This is a genomic window from Stenotrophomonas sp. PE591 (assembly GCF_018320795.1).
In the GTDB taxonomy this organism is placed as follows: Bacteria; Pseudomonadota; Gammaproteobacteria; order Xanthomonadales; family Xanthomonadaceae; genus Stenotrophomonas; species Stenotrophomonas maltophilia.
In genome coordinates this window covers 218,023-244,621 of the sequence record NZ_JAAOKO010000004.1, presented here as the reverse complement: position 1 = coordinate 244,621, position 26,599 = coordinate 218,023, and the positions used below count along the sequence as shown (strand labels likewise).

Here is a 26,599-nt window from a genome sequence, read left to right as displayed (position 1 = left end):
TCGCATGAAAAAAACATGAAAAAACCGTGGGCACCCGCAGTGCCCCGCTGTCTTTAGAGGTATAGCCAGAGCGAAACACCGTTTCTCCTCAAGCCAGACATGCCACCGGCACCGGATGTGCCCGTGGTTCCGCCACGCTTGAGGAGTTCCCGTCCATGCCGTCCACGGCATCCGCCTGTCATCGTCGCGCCACCGCTCTGGCCCTGGCTGTTTCCACCGCATTGCTGCCGCTGGCCTGGGTGCCGGCCGTGCAGGCGCAGCCGGCGATCGTCGCGCCGGTGCGCCAGTACACCATTCCGGAGCAGCCGCTGGCTGATGCCGTACGCGCCTTTGGCCGCCAGGCCGATGTGCAGGTGGTGTTCCGCAGCGACCTGGTGGACGGCCGCCGCTCCAGCGCAGTGAAGGGTGAGTACAGCCAGATGCAGGCGCTGCAACAGCTGTTGCGCGGCAGCGGCGTGCGTGCACAGCGCGGCATGGACGGTACCTGGAGCCTGCGGGCCGCAGCGGAGGCGGGTGAGGGCGAAGGGGTGCGGGTGACCGAAACACTGGACGTGGCCGGTCGCCTTCAGTCGGAAGGGGGTGAGGCCCGCGATCGGCGTGGCTACGACGATGTGTTCGCGCTGGACATGACCACGGCGTATTCGGGGCGCGACCGGGTGGAGCGTTACCGTGGCTCCAATCCGGCCGACGTGGTCAAGGATCTGGTCGGTGTGTTCAGTGGCGATGCGCGCAACAGCGGCGCGCTGGACGTCAACATCCGTGGCATCCAGGGGCCCGGGCGGGTGCCCGTCAGCATCGACGGCGGCGAACAGGCGCTCACGGTCTGGCGTGGCTACAACGGCGTCAGCAACCGCAACTACATCGATCCCAACCTGATTGGTGGCATCCAGGTCATCAAGGGGCCAGGGCTGGTGCGCGATGTGCACAGCGGGATCGGTGGTGCGCTGGTGATCAAGACCATCGACGTTGACGACATCGTTGCTGCCGGCGAACGCTTCGGCGGGGAGCTGAAGATCGAAGGCAGCAGCAATGCGGTCGCGCCACGCCTGCCGCGGCTGCACACCGGCGAGGATTACCGCACCGTGCCGGGCTTCCCGCAGGGCTCGCCGAACTCACCCTACGACGACCGCACCCTGGTGGTGCCGGTGAAGTCGCGCAGTGGCAACAATCCCTTCGATGGCGAGGACCAGGCCTGGCGCCTGGCGCTGGGCGTGCGTGGCGACAACGTCGACCTGATGGCCGCCTACGCCTGGCGCAAGCGCGGCAACTACTTCTCCGGGACCCAGGGCAGCGCCTACTACGAACAGAACCGGCGCGAGCAGTTCGAGTACCAGGGCATCGACTACATCACCACGCTGGCGCGCTACTTCAAGCCCGGCGATGAAGTGCCCAATACCTCCAGCGAACAGGAGTCCTGGCTGGTCAAGGGCAGCTGGCAGATCAACGATGACCAGCAGTTGAAGGCGACCTGGCGGCGCACGCTGTCGCACTACGGCGAGATCATGCCGTCGCGCATCCTGTCGGCCCCGGACTACGGGCGCATCCAGTGGCCGCTCAGCCGGGTCGATTCGGATGCGTGGAACCTGGAGTACCGTTTCCAGCCCGCCGGCAGTCGTTGGCTGGACCTGTACGCCAACCTGTGGCGCACGGAAACGGAAAGCGATACCTACAGCGCTGGCGGCTTCCCGAACTTCGCAGTGGGTAATCCGGCATGGAATCCGGACGCCAGCCCGATCCTGCGCAATACCGCGCTGGCCAACGCGCGCAATGACCGCACCGGCCTGATCCTGAGCAACCGCTTCGCGCTGCATTCGACCCTGGACCTGACTGTGGGCGGCAACTGGCAGTACGAGAAGCTGGGGTCCCGCGATCCGTACTTCGGCACCACTGATGGCTGGCGCATGTTCCCGCGTGCCGGGCGCCGCCAGGAGGGTGAAGGCTACCTCACCCTGGAGTGGCGGCCGGTCGACTTCCTCACCCTCAATGCAGGCGTGCGCTACAGCCGCTACTGGGCCTTCGACGATTTCCTCGAGGCGCACCCCGAGCTGCTGACCAAGGGCGTAGGTGGCAAGGAAGCGCAGTACACCGTGAACGAATTGCCGCCCCGTCCCGCCAATCTGCAGGCCCGCATCGACGCGTTGGAAGCACGCCGCGCCGTATGGGAAAAGCGCGGCATGGGCTGGTTCATCGACGACAGCATCCGTGCGTTGCTGGCACCGTACGAGACGCCGCGTCCGGTCCGGTACACGCGGCCCTGGCTGCCCGATGCCGATGGCAACTACACCCGCGCCGGCAATCCCTGCCTCAATGGCGAAGTGGCGGCCATTCCCGGCGTGCAGCCGGTGTTCGCCGGCAGCGACCAGGTCTGCAACATCGGCAACAGCGTACAGTCGCAGCCGGTCGATGGACGCAACAGCCGCCGCCGCGACCATGCCTGGCTGCCGACCTTCTCGGCCACTGCACACCTGTCCCCGGCCGCCCGTGCCTACGTGCGTTACAGCGAAGCGGTGCGCTTCCCGAGCATGTTCGAAAGCACCATCGCCTTCTCCGGCAGCCTCAATCCGCTGCATGCGCTCAAGCCCGAGCACGCCTACAACTACGAAGTGGGCTACGTGCACAACCTGTCGGCCCTGTTCGGCAACACCGCCGATGCCGACGTCAAGCTGGCGTACTACGTGCACAAGACCCGTGACGTGATCGAACGCGATGGCAACTTCCTGTTCGACAACATCGACAAGCAGACCATCCGTGGTATCGAACTGCAGGCCCGCTTCGACAACCGGCGCTTCTTCACCGATATGGGCATCACCCGCACGCTGGAAAACGAGGTGTGTGACGAGAGCACGGCGGTGCTCCTGGACGCGAACCGCGGGCTGGTGCCGAACTGCGTGCAGGATGGTTTCGTCGGTGGCTACCTGCTGACCCAGGCCATCCCCAGGCTGTCGATCAACGGGTCGCTGGGCACGCGCCTGTTCGATGAGCGCCTGGAGCTGGGCAGCCGCATCGTGCACTACCAGCGGCACGAGAACCCTGACCTGCAGGCCTACCGTGACCGCCTGCTGAGCGGCGGCAGCGGCCTGCTCTGGCAGAACGTGCCGTTCACCTGGGGAAACATCACCACCGTCGATGCCTATGCGCGCTGGCGCTTCAACGAACATGCCAGCGTCGAACTGGTCGGCAGCAACCTCGGCAACCGCTACTACGTCGATCCAGCCACGCGGTCCACGCTGCCAGCCCCGGGTCGCACCCTGAAGCTCGGCGTCACCGCGCGCTTCTGATCTCCCATCTTCAAGCGTTGTACCCGTAGTTCCCTCAACCAAGGAGCAATACCATGAAAATGATCTCCCGTTCGGTGCTCGCCGTTGCCGCCTCGCTGGCTCTGGTCGGTGCCGCGCATGCTGCCGATATCGTCGGTGCCGCCAGTGCCAGGACCGATGCCGAGCTGTACGTGGCGGTTGGTGAATCGCAGGTCAATGGCGGCCCGCACCGCGCTGGCAAGGCCGGCATCGGTGTCGGTACCGTGTCCCAGGCCAAGCCGGTGGACTTCCAGGGCCTGAGCGCCTACTCGGCACCCACCACCGTCAATGGCGTGACGGTACGTACCCTGGCCATGCCGATCACCGGCGCACCGGGCAGCCACGCCGGCATGGGCCACTTCAACTTCGTCAAGGTCGGCAGTGGTGATGTCTGGTTCGGCGAATGGTCCAAGGATGGCGCCGCCGGTGGCTTCAACAACCGCCAGGTCTACTTCGTTGGTGACCGTGCCGGCACCACGCTGCCCGCCGGCGTGGCGTCCTACACCGTGGCCGGCCTGAACAAGTTCAACGGCAGCAACCTTCTGAGCGGCACCTTCGACGCCGACTTCGGCGCCGGCACCCTGGATGGTGCGCTGTCCGGCAATGGCCTGACCCTGGCCATCGTTGCCAACATCAACAGTGCCGATGCATCGTTCGCCGGTTCGGCCAACGTCAATGGCAGCGTCAACGGCACCACCCAGGGCCAGTTCTTCGGCGCCAACGCTGCCACCCTGGCCGGCATCGCCACCTTCGCCGGCAACAGCCAGTACGACACCGCCTTCGGCGGCAGCAAGAACTGATTGCCACGCCCCTGACGGGGCAGGGCAGGGACAAGCCGCGATCCGCCAGTCCCTGCTTCGGCCCGCTGCATGCACCGCCACGGATTGACCATGCGCCATCCCATCTTCCTTGTGATCCTGTTGCTGGCGGCTGCCGATGTGCGCGCCCAGCAGGATGATCTGCGTCGTGTGCTGGAGCAGGGCAGCGAGCTGCGCCACCAGCAGCAGGACCAGCAGCGCCTGCAGCAGGCCGAGTCGGCGCGACCGACCATCACCATCGACGGCCAGACCCTGCGCGTGGAGCGCACGGTCGACGATCTGGGCCAGGCGCTGTACCTGTCGCTGCAGCATCAGCAATGGGGCGCAGCGCAGCGCTTCCTGGACGAATACATCGAACTGCCCGGCCACGACCCGCTGCTGCGCCACTACGCGCAGGGCGGCCTGGCGCGGGTGGCCGGCAATCACCGCCGCGCGGCCAACGAGTACGAAGCACTGCTGGCGGCGCAGCCGGATTTCCTGCCGGCCCGCCTTGAGCTTGCACGTGTCCATGCCGAGGACCAGCGCGACCGCGATGCGGAGGCGTTGTTCACGGCCATCGCCGGTGGCATCAATGCCGACGACCCCACTACCGCAGGTGTACGCGGACGGGTGGACGCCTACCTGGCCGCACTGCAGGCGCGCAGGCGTTGGAAAGGAGCGCTGGCAGCCGGCCCGGCATGGAGCGACAACATCAACCGCAGCTCGGCCAGCCGCACCTGCCTGTTCGGAGTGGGCGACACCTGCATCATCCAGCGCAATCTTCCCGATGCCCAGCGCGCCATGGGCCTGGACTACGACGGCAACCTGGAGCGTCGCTGGGCATTGGCCGGTCATCACGGCGTCTATGTGCGCGCGCTTGCGTTCGGCCAGGCATGGCGCGGGCACAGCGCCTACAACGAGCTCAATGCGAGCGTGCAGGCGGGCTATAGCTGGCGCAGCGCACGGCATACCCTGCAGATCGCGCCGAGCTATGACTACCAGGGCCTGGGCAACCGGGCTCTGCAGGGCGGCAGCGGGCTGCATGGCGAATGGCAATATGCATTGGATGCGCGCAGCCTGCTCAGGCTGGAGGCCGACTGGAAGCGCCAGCGCTATCGCCAGCGCGGCCTGGCCAGCAATTACGACGGTGAGCTGGCCGCGGTGTATGCCACCTGGTTCCGTGCGCTCAACCCGCGCTGGACCCTCTTTGCCGGGCTGGACCTGAGTGGCAGCCGCGCCGCCAATCCGGCCAACGGTTACCGCCAGCGTGGACTGCGCCTGGGGGCGGCGCGCCAGTGGACGGGCACCACCGCCACCGTGTTCGTGTCGTTGCGCGAGCGCGACTACGATGCGTGGAGCCCGCTGCTGGAGGCGCGGCGTGAGGACAGCGAACAGAACCTGATTGCTGTCGTGCGCAGCGAGCGCCTGGCGGTGGCCGGGCTGGTGCCCAGCCTGAGCCTGCGCTACGCGCGCATCGACAGCAACGTCGGCTGGCTGTACAGCCACGACCGCAGCCTGCTCAGCCTGAAATGGGAACGGGCCTTCTGAACGCGCCGCTGCGCTGCCACGGTGAACGCGCCGTCGCCGCGATCTTCATTCATCATCACGCGCTCTTGTAGCCCGTTTCGCGCATCCTTCGGGTGTTGCGGCAGAGCTGGGCCGCGTGTATCGAGGAGCGCCGGTCGTGCTGGAAGCGGGCAACAAACCAGAGGGCCTGAAAGGGCTGCGTGTACTGGTGGCGGAGGATGAATTCGCCATCGCGATGTTTCTGGTCGACTATCTGGAGCTGAAAGGCGCACAGGTGGTGGGGCCTGCCGGTGACCTGCAGGCGCTGGGGCGGCTGGTGGATACCCATCCCATCGATGTGGCATTGCTGGACATCAACCTGGGCGGTGAGCAGGTCTATCCGCTGGCCGATCGGCTGGCCGAGACGGGTATCCCCTTCCTGCTGACCTCCGGTTACGACGACAACCTGCCCAGCCGCTTTGCCAGCGCGCCGCGCTGTACCAAGCCTTATCACATCGAAGCGCTGGTGCAGCAGCTGGCCGCGCTGGTGGCGGCGCCGCAGGTCTCTGCGGGCATTGCCTGATTGCGCGGCATGTCGCGCCGTCCTGAAGACATCCACGCCGCCAAGCTGCGTGGCCAGATGCCACCTGCACCGCAGCTGCATGTGCGCCACGATGGCATGGCCGCGCGCATCGCCCGCCACGACTGGTCATCCACGCCGTTGGGTGCCTGCGAGCAGTGGCCGCCCCACCTGCGCGCCACCGTCGACCTGATGCTGGCCCATGGTTTCCCGATGATCGTGCTGTGGGGTGAGCAGCTGGTGCAGCTCTACAACGATGGCTATGCCGAGATTCTGGCCGACAAGCATCCCGGCGGGCTCGGCCAGCCGACCCGCGAGTGCTGGCCCGAGGTCTGGCATATCAATGGGCCGATCTACCAGCGCGTCTGGCAGGGCGAAACCATCACCTACGAGGACAAACTCTATCCCCTGGCGCGCCGCGGGCGGTTGGAGGATGTCTGGTTCACCATTACCTACAGCCCGATCCGTGGCGAGGAAGGGCGCATCAACGGCGTGCTCGTGACCATGTTCGAGACCACAGCGGCGCATGTGGCCCAATCGGCACGCGAGCGCGAAGAGCAGAAGCGGCGGGAGGCGGACCGGCGCCTGGCATTGGCCTTCAAGGTGCTGCCGGTGGGCGTCTGCATTGTCGACACCGAAGGGCGCCTGCAGCTGTCCAACGACCAGATGCGTGCCTACCTGCCCAGCGGCAAGGTGCCCTCCACGGATGAGGTGAACCTGCATCGCTGGCGTGGCTGGCATGCGGACGGCAGCGCCATCGGGCCGGAGGATTTCGCCATCGCCCGTGCGATGCGCGGCGAGACCGTGGTGCCGGGGCTGGAGTTCCAGTATCTGCATGACGATGGGCGCGCGCGCTGGACCCGGGTCGCGGCCGCGCCCCTGCGCGATGGCGACGGTGAGGTCAGCGGCGTATTTGCCATCGCCGTGGACATCGACGATCTCAAGCGTGCCACCGAGCGCCAGTCTGTATTGCTGGCCGAACTGCAGCACAGGGTGCGCAACATCATGTCGACCATCCATGCCATTGCCTGGCGGACCCGCGAGTCGGTCAGCAGCGTGGATGAATACGCTGAACGGTTGTGCGGGCGACTGATGTCGCTGGCGCGCACGCAGAGCCTGCTGACCCGCGGCGCCAATGCCGGGGTCTGCCTGCGTGGCATGCTCGATGAGGAGATCGCGGCGCAGACGCCGGCAGCGGCGGCCTACCGCCTGCAGGGCGAGGATGTGCTGCTGCCGCCGAAGGCGGCTGAAGTACTGTCCCTGGCGATCCACGAGTTGGCGAGCAATGCCCTGCGGCATGGCGCACTGACCCATGAGGATGGCCGGATCGAGGTGACCTGGGATCTGCAGGTTCAGGCCGGCCAGCCATGGCTGGGTCTGCACTGGTGCGAGCGCCATGCCGAAGTGGAGGACTGGGAGCAGCCCCGGCAGCGTGGCCTTGGCCGGGCGCTGATCGAGCAGCGCGTGCCCTACGAACTCGCCGGCAGCGGCGAGCTGCGCTTTGGCCCGCAGGGCCTGGATGCCTGGATCCGCTTTCCGCTTCGCGAGCGAGACAGCCTGCTGCAGACCGATGCTCCCGGCGCGGCGGCGGGCGGTTCCGGCAGGTAAAGGCCCATTTATCCCCAATTGGGCCAAATTGGGCATAATGGCCTCAACTGTCCCCGTCTGGAGCCGTGCCATGACCCTGCCGCTGGATCTGCCTGGCCTCGAAAAGGCCCCCGCGTCGTCGGTGAAGACCCGTGGCTGGCCGAGCCTGATGCGCACCGTGCGCGAGAAGCAGGCGCTGGTCATCACCAACCACAACCACCCCGAAGCGGTGATCGTGGACATCCGCACCTACCAGGAACTGCTGGCCAAGGCCGCTGGCGGCGATGCCGGTGAGCGCAGCGAAGAACTGCTGCGCCTGCGCGGTGAGTTTGACCAGACCCTGGCCAGCCTGCAGCGCGGGGAGGGGCTGGGCAAGGTGCTGGGCCAGCCGATCCGCCGCGGTCGCAAGGTCACCCTCGGCCGTCCGCTCTGACCGATGGGGCGGATCCTGGTGCTTGCCGGCGTCAATGGCGCCGGCAAGAGTTCGCTGCTGGGTACCTGGCTGGAAGCCGAAGGGCTGGGCTGGTTCAACCCCGATTCGTTCACCCGGCGCCTGGTGGAGGCCGGCTGGCCGCTGCCCGATGCCAATGCGGAGGCCTGGCAGGAAGGCACCCGCCGCCTGCGCCAGGCCATGGCTGATGGCACGGACTTCGCCTTCGAGACCACGCTGGGCGGCAACACCATTCCAGGCCTGCTGCGCGAGGCCTGTGAGCAGCATCATGTGGCGGTATGGTTCTGCGGCCTGGCCAGCGTCGAGCTGCACATCGCCCGCGTCGCTGCGCGGGTAGCGGCCGGTGGCCACGATATTCCGGTGGAAAAGATCCACGCCCGCTTCGATTCGGCGCGCGAGAACCTGCTGGACCTGCTGCCACACCTGGCCGAGCTGCATGTCTACGACAACAGCGCCCCCGCCGACGCCGACGGCTGCGTCGAGCCGCTGCCGGTGCTGGCGATGGCGCATGGCCAACTGCAGTACCCGGTCTCGGTGGCCGAGCTGCTGCATACGCCGGATTGGGCCAAGCCCATCGTGATGCGTGCGATGGAGTTGAACACCTCGGATTAGATCCACGCCATACGCGGATACCTTTCACACATCGCGCGAAACCGCGCCGTGCACGACTGGACGCCACCGGAGCTGCGGTTAGACTGACCGCACACTCAAGGAGGATGACATGCACGGACCTGCGACGTTCCGCTCCAGTTCTATCTGCCTGGTGCTTGCCGCGCTGGCGCTGTCCTGCATGCCGACGATGGCAGCGTCGCCTGCCGCCAAGCGACCATCGCCGCCCAGCCTGGTGCAGGCCTTCCACGCCGCCGAAGCCAACCTGCGGCTGATTCCCGGCGGCGACATTGAATCCGACTTCCGCCCGGTTTGGACCGCTGTTGCCGATCTCGATGGCGATGGCCGTGCCGAGGTCGTGTATTTCTACACGTCCGACTATTCCGGCGGCAGCTTCGCCCAAAGCAACGTTGTTGCGGTGATGACGGCGCTGACGGCAAACGATCCGCGCGGCCAGGAGAACCCGAACAGCCTGTCGCCGGTGGAAGCAGAGGACTATGCCGCCATCCGCAGGTATGGCTATGCTGACGACGCGGCTGAACAGATTCCAGGCGCCATCCGTGCCATCCGCATCCAGGGTGATCGCATCGTTGTCGATTTCACCGTCAGTGCCGGGGCGACGGTCTGCGAATGGAAGAGCCCGAACCGCCACGTCTGTCCGCCGGACGGAAACTACACATGGACGCTGCGTTGGACGCCGGGGAAGCTGACTCACATCAAGGAATAGCGCCAGTGGCGCCGGGCGTATTCGCCCGGCGCCACTGGCCCCGTAGGTCCACGCCAAGCGGGGACCGCGTTCTGCGGCCAGCCTCAGGCCGGCTTCACCTGCTCAGGCTCCGCAGCCTCCGGCAGTGGCGGCAGACTCGGGTCCACCGTTACCGGCACATCGCTCTTCAACAACGCAGCGGCTTCCCTGTCGCTGCCCACTGCCGGCGGTGAGCCACGCAGCGGCAGGCCGGCGGTCTCCTTCACGAACAGCATGGTCACCAGCCCGATCACCGCCGCGCCCAACAGGTAATAGGCCGGCACCAGCGGGTCTCCGGTACGTTCCACCAGCCACGCGGTCACCAGTGGCGTGGTGCCACCGAACAGCGACACCGACACGTTGAATGCGATCGACAGCGCGCTGTAGCGCACCGGCGTATAGAACAGCGCCGGCAGCGTGGACGGCATCGAACTGGTGAAGCACACCAGTGCCAGGCCCAGCAGCATCAGGCCAAGGAAGATCAGCCCGTCGTTGCCGCTGCCGACCAGCAGCAGGCACGGAATCGCCAGCACCAGCAGCGCGATGCAGGCACCAATGATCATCGGTCGGCGGCCCAGCCTGTCACTGAACAACCCGCCGACGATGTTCAGCGGCATCATCACCAGCATCACGATGATGATCAGCAGCAGGCCCTTGCTCTCGGCATAGCCCATGGTGACGCTGAGGTAGCTGGGCATGTAGGTCAGCAGCATGTAGTCGGTGACGTTGAACACCAGCACCAGGCCCATGCACACCAGCAGTTGGCGACCATGCACCTGGAACAGTGCGCCCAGCCCCGGCCGGTCGTGCTCGCGCTTCTCGGCTTCTTCGGCGAAGGCGCGGAACGCCGGGGTTTCCTCCAGCTTCATGCGCATGTACAGGCCGAGCAGGCCCAACGGGCCGGCCACCAGGAATGGAATGCGCCAGCCCCAGTCCAGCATCTGCTCGCTGCTCAGCAGCATGTGCAGCGCAGTGACGGTACCGGCGCCTGCGATGTAGCCGCCCAGCGTGCCGAACTCCAGCCAGCTGCCCATCAACCCACGGTTGCGGTCGGTGGAATACTCGGCGATGAAGGTGGCCGCACCGCCGTACTCGCCACCGGTGGAGAAGCCCTGCACCACGCGCGCCAGCAGCAAAAGCACCGGCGCCCAGATGCCGATGCGCTCGTAGGAAGGAATCAGGCCGATCGCAAACGTGCCCAGCGCCATCAGGATCATGGTGAACGCCAGCACTTTCTGGCGCCCATAACGGTCGCCGAGCGGGCCGAACACAAGGCCGCCGAGCGGACGCACCAGGAACGCCACGGTAAAGGTGGCGAAGGCGGCGATCACCTGTGCGGTGGGGTTGCTGGACGGGAAGAACACCTGGCCGATGGTGACGGCCAGATAGCCGTAGACACCGAAGTCGAACCACTCCATAGCATTGCCGAGTGCGGCCGCGCCGACGGCGCGCTTGAGCATGGGCGTGTCGACGACGGTGATCTCATCGACCTTCAGGTGACGGCGGCGTTTGAACCAGCCGAAATGGGCATGTGCCTCGGGTGTGTCCTGCATGGGGGCTCCCTGGGAGGTTTGAAATGGAGAAAACGGCCGCATGCGTGGATGCACGCGCACGGCGAGGCACCGCCGTTTCGGCGGAAGCACGGCAACGGGATCACGACGGCCGCGCGGTCAGCGGCCGGGAATCACAGCGATGCGGGAGATGCAGGCGAAGTGCCTGCGGGCGTCATCCGCCAGGATCCAGCGCGAGGCGATGGATGGGCGGAGCAGGAACATGCGTGGCAAGCGAAGCGCCGGTCGGCAGTGCTTTCCACGTAACAGGTGCGCCCGTCACGTAGTGGGTCGTGTCGATCATCGGTCCATCATAACGGCACGCGCGTGAGCGTGCAGCGAAGCGCAGTTGTCTGCACGCTGTGTTCCATCATGCCTGTTCATCTGCAAAGCAATGATGACGTGCATTGAACGGAATCTGGTCGTGCTGCTCACATGCCGCCCTCTACGTTGTGGGCGAACGCAACAGAGAAGGAGCATCGCATGACCCGTCGCATTCCCGAAGGTACGCTTGTGGTTGTCGCCGATGGCGGTTCGGCCCGTGTATTCACCAATGTCGGCAGCGATCACCAGCTGGCCTTGAAGCAGGAAGGCGAACTGCGCCTGCAGGACATCAGCGAGCAGGGTGTATCCGGGCAGGGGCCTGCGGGTGCAGTGCCGAAGGACATGTCGGTATCCCAGCTCAACGAGGCGACGTTCGCCAAGCAGGTGGCGGAACAGCTCAACGAGGATGCGTTGAAGAACCGCTATGCACACCTGGTGTTGATCGCTGATCCGACCACGCTGGGACGCATCCGTCCGCTGCTGCACAAGGAAACCCAGGCCCGCCTGCTGGGCGACATCGCCAAGGACCTGACCAACGCGCCGTTGGCGGATATCCAGAAGGCGCTGGCGGCGTAGCGCGGATGCCATTCATGCGCGATCACCTGTCGGCGGAGCCCGACCGCTTGGATGTGGAGGCGCAGGTCGGCTGGCTGCTTCTCGAGTTTGGCGCGCCCTGGTGTGGCCACTGCCAGGCCGCGCAGCCCGCGTTGCAGGTCTTTGTCGAAGCGAACGATCTGCCGCACTGGAAGATCGAGGATGGCAAGGGCAGGCCCCTGGGCCGAGCGTTCAAAGTGAAGCTGTGGCCGACGGTGGTGCTGCTGCACGATGGAGAAGAGGTCGCGCGGGTAGTGAGGCCGCTGGACAGCGCGGACCTCATGTCGTTGCAGGGCGCGCTTCCCGATTGAGGAGTGAACCGGGCGCGGCACGCGGGGCAGTCGCACTGCAGCATGCGGCGTGACAGGCCCGGTGCTAGCATCCGGCTATCACCTGAATCGATCCAAATGCCGATGCCCACGCTGGACCGTCGTCTCCTGATCGCTGTCGCCGCCGCGGCGATGCTCGCTTCCGGCCTGGCTTCGGCCGCGCCTGCCAGAACCGCCGCCGACAAGGCCTATGCATCGGTGGACCCGTTCATCGGCACCGGTGGGGAAGGTCACACCTATCCGGGTGCGACGGTACCGTTCGGCATGGTCCAGCTCAGCCCGGATACGCGTATCCAGCCGCGCGAGAAGGCCTACGGTTGGGCGGCCGGCTACCGCTACGACGACAGCAGCATCGTCGGCTTCTCGCACACCCATTTTTCCGGCACTGGCCATTCCGATCTGGGCGACATCCTGCTGATGCCGTTCACCGGCAGTCCCGGCCTGGAGCGTGGCGATCCCGAGAAGCCGCGCAGCGGCTATGCCTCCCGCTTCCGCCATGATGACGAGAAAGCGGAGCCGGGCTACTACGCGGTCACGTTGGACGATTACAAGGTGCGTGCCGAGCTGACCACCAGTACCCGCGTGGGCGTGCATCGCTATGCGTTCCCCAAGGGCACCGACGCCAAGGTGCTGCTGGACATGCGCACCAGCATGTACGACTACCCGGGCAAGGTGTTGTGGTCGCGGGTGCGGGTGCGTGCCGACGGCACGGTGACCGGCTTCCGCGAGACGCGCGGCTGGGCGCCGGGCCGCCAGCTGTATTTCGCGATGCGCTTCTCGCGCCCGCTGGCCGGGCATGAGCTGCACAACACCGAGCAGAACATCGTCTACAAGGGCTTCCCGCCGCCGGGCGAGAAGGATCCGTCCCAGCGCGCACAGATCGAGGGCCGTCAGCTGGTCGGTACCTTTGCATTCGGCAAGCTGGACGCACCGCTGGTGGTCAAGGTTGCCATCTCGCCGGTCAGCGAGGCCGGCGCCATTGCCAACCTCGACGCGGAAGTGGCCGACTTCGATTTCGACCGCGTGCGTGCGCAGGCGAAACAGGAATGGACGCAGGCGCTGTCGGTGCTCGATATCGATGCACCCGAGCACGCTCGCCGCAGCGCCTATACCGCGCTGTACCACACACTGTTGGGGCCGACGCTGTTCATGGATGCCGATGGCCAGTATCGCGGTTCGGACAATGCCGTGCACAAGGCCGATGGTTTCACGAACTATTCGACGTTCTCGCTGTGGGATACCTACCGTGCGTTGCACCCGTTGCTGACCCTGGTGCAGCCGGAGAAGCGCAACAGCGACTTCGTCAATTCGATGCTGGCCCACCATGAGCACAGCCCCTACGGCATGCTGCCGGTGTGGTCGTTCCATGGCCTGGAAGACTGGTGCATGATCGGCTATCACGCCGTGCCGGTGATCGCCGACGCCTACGTGAAGGGTATTCGTGGCTTCGACGCCGACAAGGCATTGAAGGCGATGGTCGAGACCGCCAATTACGGCCCCTATGACGGTATCGCACAGTACCGCGAGCTTGGCTACGTACCGATCGACGAGGAAGGTGAAGCGGCCAGCAAGACGCTGGAATACGCCTTCGATGACTGGACCATCGCACGCATGGCGCAGGCGATGGGCAAGGGCGATATCGCGGCGACCTTCGACAAGCGCGCGGCCAACTGGCGCAATGCGTTCGACAAGGACACCGGCTTCATGCGCGCACGCAAGCGCGACGGCAGTTTCCGGACCCCGTTCGACCCCAGCGCCAGTGGCTACGGTACCGACTACACCGAGGGCAACGCCTGGCAGTATTCCTGGTATGTGCCGCAGGACGTGGCCGGCCTGGCGGCAGCGCACGGTGGCAGCGACAAGCTGCTCGCGCGCCTGGACGAGGTGTTCAACGCCAAGGTGGATCCGTCCATCTTCGAGCACATGGAAGACATCACCGGGCTGATCGGCTGGTATGCACATGGCAACGAACCCAGCCACCATGTGGCCTACCTGTACTCGTACGCTGGCCAGCCGTGGCGCACCCAGGCGCGCCTGAAGCAGATCATGGACACCCAGTACGCCGACCGTACGGATGGCCTGGCCGGCAACGATGACGTCGGCCAGATGTCGGCGTGGTATGTGTTCACCGCGCTGGGCTTCTATCCGGTGGCACCGGGCTCGGGCGAGTACATCCTGGGTCGCCCGTTCCTGCCGAGGACCGCGATGCGCCTGCCCAACGGCAAGACGTTCACCATCGTGGCCGATGGCCTGGATGACAGGCACACCTATGTGGGCAGCGTGAGCCTCAACGGCAAGCCGCTGCAGCGCACCTTCCTGCGCCACGACGAGATCCTGGCCGGTGGCGAGCTGCGTTTCAGCATGCAGGCCGAGCCGAACAAGGACTGGCCGGGGCAGGGCGCGCAGGCGCCGTACTCGATGAGCCGGTGATGCGGGGCGGCGCCGCATTGCCGCCGTCATTGCCCCGCACCTGGTAGGTGCCAACCTTGGTTGGCACGCGGCACGTCAGCGACGGAACCGCAACCCCACCCGCGCGCCACCGATCGGGGCGGTATCAATCATCAGGATCGCGCCATGTCGCTGCGCGATCTCGGCCACAATCGCCAACCCCAGCCCGCAGCCATCGCCTTCGCTGCTGGCCCGGTAGAAGCGTTCCGTGACGCGCGTGCGTTCGGCTTCGGCAATGCCGGCGCCGTCATCGTCAACCCATGCCTGCACGCCTTCGGCCTCCTGCCGAACGCCGAGGGTGATTACGCCGGGCACGGCACCGTAGCGCAGCGCGTTGTCCAGCAGGTTGCCCAACGCTTCGCGCAGCAGCTGCGGATCGCCCTGTACCTGCACGCCGTCGTCTGGCCCCTCGTAGCCCAGGTCAACGCCCGCCGCCAACGCACGGTCGGCGTAGCGCTCCACCACCCCGCGTGCCAACGCAGCCAGGTCCACCGGTTGCAGCGGCAGTGCACTGCCATGCGGATCTTCCGAGCGGCTGAGCATCAGCAGCTGGTTGACCAGATGCTGCAAGCGGGCCAGCCCGGCCAGCGTGCCGGACAGCGCCAACTGCTGGGCCTGCGGGTCGTGCTGGCGCAATGAACTCTCCAGTTCCACCTGCATCGCCGCCAAGGGCGTGCGCAGCTGGTGCGCGGCATTGCTGACAAAGCGCCGCTGGGCATCCTGCATCGCGTCCAGACGCTGCAGCAGCGCGTTGTAGGCCTCCACCGCCGGCCACAGTTCGCGCGGCGCCTCCTGCGCGGGGTCCAACGGTGCCAACGGATCCGGCCGCGGGCTGGCCAGCTTCCGCGCAACCAGGTTGGCATGGCGAGCGGCAGCGCCTGTACCGGACCAGGCCAGCCACGCCGCCAGTGCCAGGATCGCGGCCTGGAAAGGAACGCTGGTCAGCAGCAGCTTGCGCTCCAGCCGGTGGCGTTTGCGAAGCGTCTCAGCCACGCGCAGCCGGATGTCATGGCCCGGTCCGGCGCTGACCACCACTTCGACCATGCGCACCGGTTGACCGCGCACCCGTGCATCGTAGTAGACGGCTTCGTCATCATTTCCCGCTGCGATTGCGGGGCGTGGCAGGGCTTCGGGCAGGTCGCCATACAGACGCCCACCCTCGGCATCGACCACCTCGCCATGCACTTCGTCGGCGGTGTCCCAGCTGAACATGCGCGAGACGGCTGGGGTGATCTCGATCGAAGCGCGACCATCCTGCACCGTCACCAGCTCGGACAACGACATCGCCGAATCCAGCAGCCAGCGGTCGTAGACCTGGCCGGCATAGAACCGGGCCAGCGCAAATGAACCCACTGCGCTGCACAGCAGCAGTACCAGCAGCGGTAGCCAAAGGCGCCTGAGCAGCAGGTCACGCAGGCTGTGCACGCGCTCAGTCACCCACGGCCTCCAGCCGGTATCCAAGCCCACGCAGCATGCGGATGCCGACGCCGGCGCGCGCCTGTTCCAGCTTGCGGCGCAGGCGGCTGACATGCACCTCGATCACCGACAGGTTGGCCTCGTGGTCCCAGCTGTACAGCGCATCGAACAAGCGCTGCTTGGTAACCGTGCGGCCGGGATGCTGCATCAGTGCCTCGACCAGCGACAGCTCGCGCGCGGTCAACTCGATGCGCTGGCCTTCAACCTGCACTTCATTGCGGATGCTGTCGAAGCACAACCGGCCCAATCGCTTCTGAGCCGGTGCATCGCTGCGGCGGCGCGACAGTGCACGCAGGCGGGCTTCCAGCTCACCGAGTGCGAACGGCTTGGCCAGGTAATCGTCGCCACCGCGGTCGAGGCCGAGGATGCGGTCCTCCACACCATCGCGTGCGGTCAGGATCAGCACTGGCAGGGTGGCGCCGTCATTGCGCAGGCGCGAGAGCAGGTCCAGGCCATCGACGTCGGGCAATGAAAGGTCCAGCACCATCACGTCATACGGTGCGCTGGCCAATGCCGCCGGCGCGTGCAGTCCACGCGAGAGGTGGTCGCACAGATGACCGGCACCCTGCAGGGCGCGGATCAGTCCATCGGCCAGAGCGGCGTCGTCTTCGATCAGCAGGATTCGCATTGCAAGCTTCGTGCAAGGTTGGGGCAAGTTTGGCGCAAGTGCATCACCTTACCGTGACGTGCATGAATTTCTCCTCTCGTCTTGCGGCCGTGCTGGCCACGCTTCTGTGCGCGCCTGCGGCTTCGGCGCTGTCCCTGCAGGAAGCGCAGCGCGCAATGGAAGCACACAACCCGGACCTGCGCGCGGCGGCACTGGAGCTGCGCGGTGTGCAGGGCGATGCGCAGACGGCGGCATTGCGCCCGGCCACCGAGCTGTCGATCGGCACCAGCAAGATCAGTCCCAAGCATGGTATCGGCCCTGGGCGCTGGCAGGACAAGCGGGTGGACAGCACCGTGGGCCTGGGCTGGACCTGGGAACGTGGTGGCAAGCGCGCACTGCGCATCCGTCAGGCAGACGCGCTGCTGGAAGTGGCCGGGCTGGAGATGCTCGATGCGCGGCGCCGCCAGCGGGTGGCCCTGCATGAAACCTATTTCGGCCTGAAGAGCGCGCAGGAGCGGGCGCAGATCGCCGATGCCAACCGCCAGAGTTCGGCCGAGCAGATGGCGGCGGCGGACAAGCAGGTTGCGACAGGGGCGATGGCGCCGGTCGACCGCGCGCGGCTGGCGGTGGACGACCTGGCGGTGGCCGATGCGGCGCGCGAGGCGGCGCTGGATCTGCGCGATGCGCGGCATGCGCTGGGACTGCTGCTCGGCCGCGACGAGAACCATGACCTCAGCGCCGATGATCCGTGGCCAGACCCCGCGGGCAGGGCCGATGCGCGTGCGTTCGACCCGCAGCAGCGCGCCGACCTGCGTGCCGCGCGTTCGCGCCTGGCTGCGGCCGACGCGGGCGTGGCGCTGGCGCGCAGCGAGCGCCATCGCGATATCCAGCTGGGTGTGGAGGCTGAGCGCGAGCCGACCGACATCAGCGGTGTTACCTGGGGCGTGTCGTTGACCATTCCGTTGGGGGGACCGTCACGTGCACGCGGCGCGATCCAGCGTGCCGAGGCCGACCGTGACAGCGCCGCGCTGGAGCTGCAGGTACTGCAGCGCGAAGCACGCGCCGAGCTGGACCAGCTGCAGGCCAGCGCGCAGTTCGCCGCACAGCGCCGCCGCGACTACGAGGGGCTGCAGTCCGACGCCGCACGCAAGGCGGTGCAGGGCATCGAACTGGCGTACCGGCGCGGCGCCGCCAGCCTGACCGATCTGCTGGATGCGCGCCGCAGCTGGCGCGACTTCGAGGCCGCGCTGATCGAGGCGCGCACCGACCATGCCATTGCCCTGGCGCGCTGGGAAGCGGCCACATCCGTTGCTGAAGGAGAGTCCCGATGAAGTCCACCGTCGCCCATCGCCCGCGGGCGCGACACGCCGTGCTGCCGGCCTTGCTGGCGCTGGCCCTGCTGGGCGGCTGCGGCCGTGAGCCGGCGTCCTACACCGAGGATGCGCCGCAGATCAGTGCCGGCCAGATCCAGTTTCCTGCCGGCAGCCGCCAGCTGGACGTGCTGCGCAGCGAGGCGGTGACCGCCGGCGCCAGCGCCAGCCTGCAGCTGCCGGGCCGGGTGGTGTGGGACGAGACCCGATCCAGTGCACTGCGCACGCCATTGCCGGGGCAGGTGGCGCGCATCGAGGCGCAGCCGGGCCAGAAAGTGAAGGCCGGCCAAGTGATTGCCTGGATCACCTCGCCCGAGTTCGGCCAGGCCCAGGCGGAGGGCGTGCGTGGCCGCGCCGAGCTGCAGCAGGCGCGCAAGGAGCTGGAGCGCACCCGCGAGCTGCATGCTGCGGGTGTGGCGTCGGGCCGCGAACTGGACGAGGCCGAGGCCAACTTCGCCGGCAGCCAGGCCGATCATGCGCGTGCAACCGCCTTCGCCAAGGCATATGGCAATGGCCAGCGCGTCGACCAGCGCCTGCCGCTGCGCGCGCCGATCGATGGCGTGCTGGTGGAGCTACGGATGAGCCCGGGCATGGCGGTCAGCCCGGACAGCGAACAGCCGTTGGCGGTGATTGGTGATCCGGACCGCCTGTGGTTGCTGCTGGATGTTCCCGAGAGCCTGGCCGGACGCATGAAGGCGGGCATGCAGGTGAGCGTACCCGGTGCCGCTGGCCAACTGCTGCAGGCGACCCTGCAGCACGTGGATGACTTCGTCGACAGCGAACGCCGCGTGGTGCAGGCGCGCGCCGAGCTGGACAACCGCGCGCGCGGCTTCAAGGCGGGACAGTACGTGCGCGCCCAGGTGGCGTTGCCGGCCGAGGGCGGTGTCTCGCTGCCCGATGCGGCCGTGCTGCTGATCGACGGCAAGCAGGTGGTGTTCGTGGAGGAGGACAAGGGACGCTACGTGCGCCATGCCGTGCACGCCGAGGAGCTGGGCGATGGCCGGCTGTGGGTTCGTGAGGGCCTGGCCGCAGGCGCCAGGGTGGTGGTCGAGGGCGGCCTGCTGCTGCAGCAGCTGGCGGACAGCGCACCGGCCGCCGCCAGCACCGGCACGGGGCACGCCGCCCCATGATCGATCGCCTGATTGCCTACTGCCTGCGCCAGCCATTGATGGTGATGCTGGCACTACTGCTGTTCATTGGCGCTGGCATTGCCGCGTTCCGCGTACTGCCGGTGGAGGCCTTTCCGGATGTGTCCGATACCCAGGTGACAGTGGTATCGCTGCACCCCGGCCGGGCCGCCGAAGAGGTGGAACGCGAAGTGACGATGCCGCTGGAAGTGGCCTTGTCCGGCATTCCGCATTCGGTGCGGGTGTTCTCGCATACCCAGTTCGGCCTGTCGATGATCATCCTGACCTTCGACGACAAGGCCGATGACTACTTCGCGCGCCAGCAGGTGCTGGAGCGCCTGCAGGGCGTGGAGCTGCCGGAAGGGGTGACCCCGGAACTGGAGGCGATGAGTTCGGCGGTGGGTGAGATCTACCGGTACGTGCTGAAAGGCCCGTACATGACGCCGACCCAGCTGCGCACCGTGCAGGAATGGACGATGGAGCGCAGCCTGCGCACCGTGCCGGGCGTGGCCGATGTGATCAGCTTCGGCGGCTTCGCGCGCACGTTCCAGGTCAAGCCGGACCTGGACAAGCTGCGTGACCGCGGCATCAGCCTGGGTGAGTTCGCCGAGGCCCTGGAGAAGGGCAGCTCGAATGCCGGCGGCGGCTACGTGGAGCGCGGCCAACAGCAGTTCCTGATCCGCGGCGTAGGCCTGATGCGTTCGCCGGCCGACATCGGCAACGTGGTGGTGGCGCAGCGCGGGGGCACGCCAATCCTGGTGCGTGACCTGGCCGGTATCGCCGACACCGGCCTGCCCCGGCAGGGCCTGGTCGGCCAGGACGGCAATGACGATGCGGTGTTCGGCATGGTGCTGATGCGCAAGGGCGAGAATCCGTCCGACGTGCTCGACGCCCTGCATGCGCGCATCGCCGAGATCGAGGCCAACCAGCTGCCGCACGGGGTCAGCATCGAGCCGTTCTACGACCGCTCGTGGCTGGTCTCGACCACGCTGAAAACCGTCTTCAGCAACCTGCTGGAAGGCGCGGTGCTGGTGTTCCTGGTGCTGTGGCTGTTCCTGTACAACGCCCGCGCCGCACTGATCGTGGCGGCGATGATGCCGCTTGCGCTGCTGTCGACCTTCCTCGGCCTGCACCTGTGGGGCGTGCCGGCCAACCTGCTGTCGTTGGGTGCGATGGACTTCGGCATCATCATCGATGGCGCAGTGATCGTCACCGAGCACATCGTCTCGCGATTGTCGAAGCTGCCCCCTGCGGCCGACCGGAAGACACGGTTCTCGACCATTCTTTCAGCCGCATCGGAAGTGGGGCGGCCGACGTTCTTCTCGATGTTGATCATCATCGCCGCACACATCCCGATCTTCACCCTGCAGCGCCAGGAGGGCCGCATGTTCGCGCCGATGGCTTATTCGGTGACCTCGGCGTTGATCGGTGCCTTGATCCTGGCGCTGACCGTGGTACCACTGTTCTGCTACTGGTGGTTGCGGCGCGACCGCATGCGCGACGGCAATCCGCTGATGGACCGCCTGACCGGCTGGTACCGGCCGATCCTGGAGCGCGCTCTGGCTCGCCCGCGTGCGGTGGTACTGACCGCGGTTGCGCTGCTGGTCGGCACGCTCGCACTGGGCACGCGGCTGGGTTCGGAGTTCCTGCCCGAACTGGACGAGGGCTCGATCTGGCTGACCGCCACGCTCGACCCGAGCACCAGCCTGGCCGAGGCGCAGCAGCAGTCGCGGCGCATCCGTGAGTTGGTCGGCACCTTCCCGCAGGTATCGACGGTGGTGGCCAAGCTGGGGCGGCCGGAAGACGGCTCCGATGCCAAGGGCGCGAACCAGATCGAGGCGCTGGTGGCGTTGAAGCCGGAGAAGGAGTGGCCGAAGGGGGTGGACAAGCGGCAGCTGGTCAGCGACCTGCAGCGCACGCTGGAGCAGCGCATTCCGGGGCCGGAGTTCTCGATCTCGCAGCCGGTGCGCGACAACATCCTGGAGAGCATCTCGCAGATCAAGGGCCAGGTGGTGATCAAGGTCAGCGGCTCGGATCTGGATGTACTCAACCAGCAGGCGCAGGCGATCCTGGGCCAGGTGCGTAGCGTGGAGGGCGTGGAGAGTGCCTTCATCGACCGTGACGGCTCACTGCCGCAGCTGCAGATCGAAATCGACCGCGACCGTGCTGCGCGCTATGGCTTGAACGTCCGCGACATCGACGAGGTGATCGAGACCGCACTGGGCGGGCGCCAGGTCGGCGAGTTGTGGGAGGGTGACCGCAGGTTTCCGATCACGCTGCGCCTGGACGATGCCGACCGTGACCTGCAACGGCTGCGTACGGTGCCGGTCGGCATCGGTGATGGGCACACGGTGACACTGTCCGACGTGGCCGACTTCCGCATGGCCAGCGGTGCGATCAACATCTCGCGCGAGAATGCACAGCGGGTCAAGGCGGTGAGCATCTTCATCGCCGGGCGTGACATGGGCAGCGTGGTGGCCGACATGCGCAAGCGCGTGGACGCCAGCGTGCAGTTGCCGGAAGGCTACCGGCTGGAATGGTCCGGGGAGTTCGAGAACCAGCAGCGTGCGATGAAGCGGCTGGGCTGGGTGATCCCGCTGTCGGTGCTGATCATCTTCGTGCTGCTGTTCGATGCCTTCAAGGACATCAGCAGTGCGGCGCTGATCCTGGCCAACGTGCCACTGGCGATGATCGGCGGCATCCTCGCCCTGTGGTTGACCGGCATCCCGCTGTCGGTGTCTGCGGCGATCGGTTTCATTGCATTGTTCGGGCAGGCGGTCTTGAACGGGGTGGTCATGCTCAGTCGCTTCGCGCAGCTGCGCGAGCAGGGCATGGACCTGCTGCAGTCGGTGGTGCAGGGCTCGCTGCAACGCCTGCGCACGGTGCTGATGACCGCATTGCTGGCGATGTTCGGCCTGCTGCCGATGGCGACCTCGCATGCCATTGGCGCCGAGACCCAGAAGCCGCTGGCGGTGGTGGTGATCGGTGGCCTGCTGTCGGCGATGCTGCTGACCCTGCTGGTACTGCCCACGCTGTACTATTGGGTGCATCGCCGCCGCGAGGCACGCACGGGCTGACGGCGATATCCGGTTCTCCGCCCGGTAGATGCCAACCTTGGTTGGCAGACGGCGAAGCGCCCACCAAGGTGGGCGACTACCGGTGCGCAACGGCCGCGAACTACACCATTCCGCCGTTGGCGCGCAGCACCTGGCCGTTGATCCACCCGCCATCGGCACCGGCCAGGAAGGCAACCGCACCGGCGATGTCCTCCGGCGTACCCAGCCGCTCCAAGGGGTTCATCTTCGCCAGCCGCTCGATCAGTTCCGGCGACTTGCCGTCCAGGAACAGGTCGGTGGCGGTCGGGCCGGGCGCCACTGCATTCACGGTGATGTTGCGCCCGCGCAGCTCCTTGCTGAGGATCGCGCCCATCGTCTCCACCGCCGCCTTGCTGGCGGCATACACGCTATAGTTCTCCAGTCTGATGCCGACCACGCTGGTGGACAGGGTGATCAGGCGGCCACCGTCGCGCACCCGTCGCGCGCTCTCGCGCAGCACGTTGAAGGCGCCCTTGAGGTTGATGCCGATCACCCGCTCGAACAGGGCGTCGTCGGTATCGGCCAGCGGCGCCAACTGCAGCACGCCGGCACTGTTCACCACTACGTCGATACCGCCGAAGCGCGCCTCGATGGCATCGAACAGCTGCCGCACCGCCTGCGGATCGGCGACATCGGCCTGCAGCGCGATGGCCTGCGCGCCGGCCGCGCTGAGTTCGGCCGCCAATGCTTCGGCGTCGTCGCGGCGGCCCGCATAGTTGATCGCGAGCGCGTGGCCATCGGCGGCCAGGCGGCGGGAGATGGCGGCGCCGATGCCACGGGAACCGCCGGTGACCAGGGCGACAGAGCGGGCGGGGGAGAGGGTCATGGTGGCTTCCACTGGGGCGCGCCGAAGTGGCGCAGGGCCATCTTCGCGAGATTGTCCTTTCGGATAATCCTGCATAATCCGTCAACATCATCCGGACAGCCGAACAATGGATCGTTTCACGGCCATGCGCGCCTTCGTCCGCATCGTCGAGCGCCGCAGCTTCACCCGGGCCTCCGAGGACCTGGGCCTGCCGCGGGCCACGGTGACCGACGCGATCAAGGCGCTGGAACAGCGGCTGGGCGTGCGCCTGCTGCACCGGACCACCCGGCTGGTGGTGCCGACGCTGGAAGGCGAGGCCTTCTATGGCCGTTGCCTGCGCCTGATCGCCGACATGGACGATGCCGAGGCTGCGTTCCGTGATGCCCCGCCACGCGGGCCGCTGCGCATTGAAGTGCATGGCACGCTGGGCCGGCACCTGCTGTTTCCGCACCTGCCGGAATTCCTGCAGCGCTACCCGGAGATCGAGCTGGACGTCAGTGAAGGCGACCGCTATGTCGACCTGCTGCGCGAAGGCGTGGATGCGGCGTTGCGGGTGGGGACGCTGGCCGACAGCAATCTGGCGGCGCGCCGGTTGACGATGCTGCGCGAGGTCACGGTGGCCGCTCCGGGTTATGTGCAGGCGCACGGCCTGCCCGATACCATTGAATCGCTGGAGCAAGGCCATCAGATGGTCGGCTACCGATCCAGCGCCACTGGCCAGCTGATCCCTCTGGAGTTCCAACAGGCGGGACAGGTGCGCTACGTGCCGCTGCAGGCGCGGGTGCGTGTTTCCGGCGCGGATGCATTCCTTGGGGCCGCGTTGGCGGGCTTGGGCATCATCCAGGCACCGCGCTACCGGATGGACCCGTATATCGCGCGCGGGCAGCTGGTCGAGCTGTTGCCTGAGACGCCGCCGACGGCAAGCCCGTTGAGCCTGGTCTACCCGCGCAACCGCACGCCGTCGCCACGCTTGCGGGTGTTCATCGACTGGGTGGCCGGGGTGTTCGAGCAGACCGGGGTTGCCGGCCAGCGGCCGGCACTACCGGCCAGGGGCGCGCGCGGTGGGTAGTGCCGGCCGCTGGCCGGCAGCACCAAAGCAACGTTCCTGAGACGCTGCCACGGGCTGGCTGTGCAGGGTAGTGCCGGCCGCTGGCCGGCAACTGCAATGCGCTTGATGTACCAGGGGTGCCGGCCAGCGGCCGGCACTACCGGGCGGCTGCACTCGGCAGCACCAGCTCGAACACGGTGCCGGTGTCATCCGACACAACACTCACACTACCGCCATGGGCCTGTGCAATCGCGCGGGTGATCGCCAGCCCCAGTCCGGCACCTTCGTGGCGGCCGCGCTCGCCGCGGTAGAAGCGATCGAACAGGCGCGGCAGCGCTTCGGCGGCAATCGGCGTGCCAAGGTTGTGCACGCTGACCCTGCACACGCCATCGGCCTCGAGCAGCCGCACCCGTACTTCGCTGCCCACGGCTGCGTGCTTCAACGCGTTGGACAGCAGGTTGGCGATCGCACGGTGCAGCATCAGGCGGTTGCCTTCCACGCTCGCCACACCGTCGCGGCGCAGGGTCAACTGCCGGTCCTCGGCCAGCAGGTCGTAGAACTCGAGCAGCGAATCCACCACCCCATCCAGCGCCACCGGCTCGCGTGAGGGAAGCGCGCCCGGCGCCTCGGCCTGCGCCAGGTACAGCAGGTCGCCCACGGTCTGCGCCAGCTGCTGCAGTTCCTCGGCACACGACGCCAGCGTCTCGCGGTAGGCCTCGTTGCTGCGCCGGTGCGCCAGCACCACCTGTACCTGGGTCAGCATGTTGGTGATCGGGGTGCGCAACTCGTGGGCGAGATCACCGGAGAACTCGGTCAGCCGCGCGAAGTCGTGCTGCAGGCGTGCCAGCATGCCGTTGAGGGTCTGCGCCAACTGCTCCAGTTCGGCCGGTGCACTGCGCGCGCTCAGGCGGCGCTGCAGGCGACCGGCGGTGATCTGCCTGGCCTCATCGGCCAGCGTGCGCAGCGGCCGCAGCGTTCGCCGCACCACATAACCGCCGAGCAGGCTGCTGGCCACGGCGGCGCCGATGATCGCGATCGCCAGCAGGTGGCGGAAGCGCTGCAGGAAATCGGCATGGCGGTCGTCATCGATGGCCAGCAGGGTGACCAGCTGGCTGCCGTCGGCCAGGGTCTGGCGCAGGTGCAGGGCATGCATGCAGCGGCCATCGGCGAGGATCCAGTCGTGCCGCCGTGCCGCGGCGTCGATCGGCTGGCCGCGTGCATGCTCGCGCAGCAGCGCCGGTGCGGTCGAGAACAGCACCGCGCCACGCCCATCAACAACGTGGAAGGCGATATCCGGATGATGGCCCAGCGCCTCTGCCAAGCGCTTCCCGCGTGCGGATGCAGGTCCATTGCCGGCCAGGTCACGGATCAACGCGACCTTGTTCTCCAGTTCGACGAAGTCCTGGGCGACCAGGTCGTGGCGGGCACTGACATAGATCGCCACGCCCAGTGCCGCCAGCACCAGCGTGGCCACGGTGGCGAACAGCAGCGTCAGCCGCACCGCGATGGAACGGCGCAGGCTCATCCGCCGGGCGTGGCGCCGCCGTCCGGCGCCTCCATCACATAGCCCATGCCGCGCACGGTGACGATCAGCTTGGCATCGAAGTCGTCGTCGATCTTCGCGCGCAGGCGGCGGATCGCCACGTCGATCACGTTGGTGTCGCTGTCGAAGTTCATGTCCCATACCTGGGAGGCGATCAGCGACCGCGGCAACACTTCGCCACGGCGGCGCGCCAGCAGCTCCAGCAGGGTGTACTCCTTCTGGCTGAGGGAGATGCGCTGGCCGCCGCGTTCCACCCGGCGGCGCAGGGTATCCACCACCAGGTCGGCAATGACGATGCGTTCGGCCTGCGGCACGGCCTGGCCGCGACGCAGCAGGGTGCGCACGCGCGCCAGCAGCTCTGCGAAGGCGAATGGCTTGGCCAGGTAGTCGTCGGCGCCCAACTCAAGGCCCTGCACGCGGTCGGCGATGCTGCTGCGCGCGGTCAGGAACAGCACCGGCACCTGCCAGCCGGCCTCGCGCAGCCGCGACAGCACGTTCCAGCCATCCAGGCCGGGCAGCATCACGTCCAGGATGACCAGCTGGTACTCACCGCTGCCGGCCAGGTGCAGCCCGTCGACACCGTTGCAGGCGAGATCGACCACGTAGCCGGCCTCGATCAGGCCCTGGCGCAGGTAGTTGCCGGTCTTGGGTTCGTCTTCGACGATCAGCAGTTTCATGATGCGCCCATCATCGCAGCTTGGGCCCGTACCGG

The 26,599-nt window shown here is 67.2% G+C and carries 21 protein-coding genes; 15 read left to right on the top strand and 6 right to left on the bottom strand.

What is annotated here, in order from left to right; genetic code table 11:
• Positions 1 to 155 precede the first annotated feature (155 nt).
• The 8 genes from JLDANKMP_RS13025 (at position 156) to JLDANKMP_RS12990 (ending at position 9,553) form a co-directional block, all read left to right on the top strand.
• Positions 156 to 3,278: a TonB-dependent receptor gene (locus JLDANKMP_RS13025; RefSeq protein WP_212561341.1), complete on the top strand. Its 3,123-nt coding sequence runs from the start codon at positions 156 to 158 to the stop codon at positions 3,276 to 3,278.
• Positions 3,279 to 3,331: 53 nt separating this feature from the next.
• The gene (locus tag JLDANKMP_RS13020) at positions 3,332 to 4,096 is read left to right on the top strand and encodes a Slam-dependent surface lipoprotein (protein WP_024956511.1); all 765 of its coding nucleotides are present in this window, start codon (positions 3,332 to 3,334) and stop codon (positions 4,094 to 4,096) included.
• 90 nt (positions 4,097 to 4,186) lie between these two features.
• Positions 4,187 to 5,641 carry a porin family protein gene (locus JLDANKMP_RS13015; protein WP_212561340.1) on the top strand — a complete coding sequence of 485 codons (1,455 nt, stop codon included), beginning with the start codon at positions 4,187 to 4,189 and terminating at the stop codon, positions 5,639 to 5,641.
• A gap of 136 nt (positions 5,642 to 5,777) precedes the next feature.
• Positions 5,778 to 6,182 carry a response regulator gene (locus JLDANKMP_RS13010; protein ID WP_024956513.1) on the top strand — a complete coding sequence of 135 codons (405 nt, stop codon included), beginning with the start codon at positions 5,778 to 5,780 and terminating at the stop codon, positions 6,180 to 6,182.
• Positions 6,183 to 6,191: 9 nt separating this feature from the next.
• A complete protein-coding gene (locus JLDANKMP_RS13005) occupies positions 6,192 to 7,787 on the top strand; it encodes a PAS domain-containing protein (RefSeq protein WP_005409859.1) in 1,596 nt (531 codons plus the stop codon).
• Between the two features lie 70 nt (positions 7,788 to 7,857).
• Positions 7,858 to 8,199, top strand: a complete 342-nt coding sequence (locus JLDANKMP_RS13000) for a type II toxin-antitoxin system prevent-host-death family antitoxin (RefSeq protein WP_005413623.1) — start codon at positions 7,858 to 7,860, stop codon at positions 8,197 to 8,199.
• Between the two features lie 3 nt (positions 8,200 to 8,202).
• The gene (locus JLDANKMP_RS12995) at positions 8,203 to 8,829 is read left to right on the top strand and encodes an AAA family ATPase (protein ID WP_024956515.1); all 627 of its coding nucleotides are present in this window, start codon (positions 8,203 to 8,205) and stop codon (positions 8,827 to 8,829) included.
• Between the two features lie 109 nt (positions 8,830 to 8,938).
• Positions 8,939 to 9,553, top strand: coding sequence for a hypothetical protein (locus JLDANKMP_RS12990; protein ID WP_212561339.1), 615 nt, complete (start codon positions 8,939 to 8,941; stop codon positions 9,551 to 9,553).
• Positions 9,554 to 9,636: 83 nt separating this feature from the next.
• On the opposite strand, the gene proP is transcribed toward JLDANKMP_RS12990, so the two are convergent.
• Positions 9,637 to 11,124, bottom strand: a complete 1,488-nt coding sequence (gene proP, locus JLDANKMP_RS12985; RefSeq protein ID WP_212561338.1) for a glycine betaine/L-proline transporter ProP — start codon at positions 11,122 to 11,124, stop codon at positions 9,637 to 9,639.
• A gap of 480 nt (positions 11,125 to 11,604) precedes the next feature.
• Between proP and JLDANKMP_RS12980 the strand changes: the two genes are divergently transcribed.
• From JLDANKMP_RS12980 to JLDANKMP_RS12970, 3 genes are all read left to right on the top strand, one after another.
• Positions 11,605 to 12,021 carry a host attachment family protein gene (locus JLDANKMP_RS12980; protein ID WP_005409854.1) on the top strand — a complete coding sequence of 139 codons (417 nt, stop codon included), beginning with the start codon at positions 11,605 to 11,607 and terminating at the stop codon, positions 12,019 to 12,021.
• 5 nt (positions 12,022 to 12,026) lie between these two features.
• On the top strand, positions 12,027 to 12,350 hold the full coding sequence (locus JLDANKMP_RS12975; protein WP_032965894.1) for a thioredoxin family protein: 324 nt from the start codon (positions 12,027 to 12,029) through the stop codon (positions 12,348 to 12,350).
• A 96-nt stretch (positions 12,351 to 12,446) separates the two neighbouring features.
• A complete protein-coding gene (locus tag JLDANKMP_RS12970) occupies positions 12,447 to 14,798 on the top strand; it encodes a GH92 family glycosyl hydrolase (protein WP_212561337.1) in 2,352 nt (783 codons plus the stop codon).
• 75 nt (positions 14,799 to 14,873) lie between these two features.
• On the opposite strand, the gene JLDANKMP_RS12965 is transcribed toward JLDANKMP_RS12970, so the two are convergent.
• Positions 14,874 to 16,253 (bottom strand): sensor histidine kinase, encoded by a 1,380-nt coding sequence (locus tag JLDANKMP_RS12965; protein ID WP_212561336.1) that lies wholly within the window; start codon positions 16,251 to 16,253, stop codon positions 14,874 to 14,876.
• Positions 16,246 to 16,920, bottom strand: coding sequence for a response regulator (locus JLDANKMP_RS12960; RefSeq protein WP_005413615.1), 675 nt, complete (start codon positions 16,918 to 16,920; stop codon positions 16,246 to 16,248). Before JLDANKMP_RS12960 ends, JLDANKMP_RS12965 begins: the two co-directional genes overlap by 8 nt.
• Positions 16,921 to 16,982: 62 nt before the next feature.
• On the opposite strand from JLDANKMP_RS12960, the gene JLDANKMP_RS12955 reads away from it, so the two are divergent.
• From JLDANKMP_RS12955 to JLDANKMP_RS12945, 3 genes are read left to right on the top strand one after another with little or no spacing between them, the layout of a single operon-like run.
• Complete coding sequence (locus JLDANKMP_RS12955; protein WP_212561335.1) at positions 16,983 to 18,230, top strand: TolC family protein; 1,248 nt, start codon at positions 16,983 to 16,985, stop codon at positions 18,228 to 18,230.
• Positions 18,227 to 19,399, top strand: a complete 1,173-nt coding sequence (locus tag JLDANKMP_RS12950; RefSeq protein WP_212561334.1) for an efflux RND transporter periplasmic adaptor subunit — start codon at positions 18,227 to 18,229, stop codon at positions 19,397 to 19,399. Before JLDANKMP_RS12955 ends, JLDANKMP_RS12950 begins: the two co-directional genes overlap by 4 nt.
• Positions 19,396 to 22,473 (top strand): CusA/CzcA family heavy metal efflux RND transporter, encoded by a 3,078-nt coding sequence (locus tag JLDANKMP_RS12945; RefSeq protein ID WP_212561333.1) that lies wholly within the window; start codon positions 19,396 to 19,398, stop codon positions 22,471 to 22,473. Before JLDANKMP_RS12950 ends, JLDANKMP_RS12945 begins: the two co-directional genes overlap by 4 nt.
• 100 nt (positions 22,474 to 22,573) lie before the next feature.
• Here JLDANKMP_RS12945 and JLDANKMP_RS12940 read toward each other — a convergent pair whose 3' ends face one another.
• Complete coding sequence (locus JLDANKMP_RS12940) at positions 22,574 to 23,317, bottom strand: SDR family oxidoreductase (RefSeq protein WP_151356475.1); 744 nt, start codon at positions 23,315 to 23,317, stop codon at positions 22,574 to 22,576.
• A 106-nt stretch (positions 23,318 to 23,423) separates the two neighbouring features.
• On the opposite strand from JLDANKMP_RS12940, the gene JLDANKMP_RS12935 reads away from it, so the two are divergent.
• Positions 23,424 to 24,365 (top strand): LysR family transcriptional regulator, encoded by a 942-nt coding sequence (locus JLDANKMP_RS12935; protein WP_212561332.1) that lies wholly within the window; start codon positions 23,424 to 23,426, stop codon positions 24,363 to 24,365.
• Positions 24,366 to 24,501: 136 nt separating this feature from the next.
• Here JLDANKMP_RS12935 and JLDANKMP_RS12930 read toward each other — a convergent pair whose 3' ends face one another.
• Together JLDANKMP_RS12930 and JLDANKMP_RS12925 are read right to left on the bottom strand one after the other, a co-directional pair.
• Complete coding sequence (locus JLDANKMP_RS12930) at positions 24,502 to 25,869, bottom strand: heavy metal sensor histidine kinase (protein ID WP_212561331.1); 1,368 nt, start codon at positions 25,867 to 25,869, stop codon at positions 24,502 to 24,504.
• Positions 25,866 to 26,564 (bottom strand): heavy metal response regulator transcription factor, encoded by a 699-nt coding sequence (locus tag JLDANKMP_RS12925; protein ID WP_212561330.1) that lies wholly within the window; start codon positions 26,562 to 26,564, stop codon positions 25,866 to 25,868. Before JLDANKMP_RS12925 ends, JLDANKMP_RS12930 begins: the two co-directional genes overlap by 4 nt.
• Between the last annotated feature and the right edge of the window lie 35 nt (positions 26,565 to 26,599).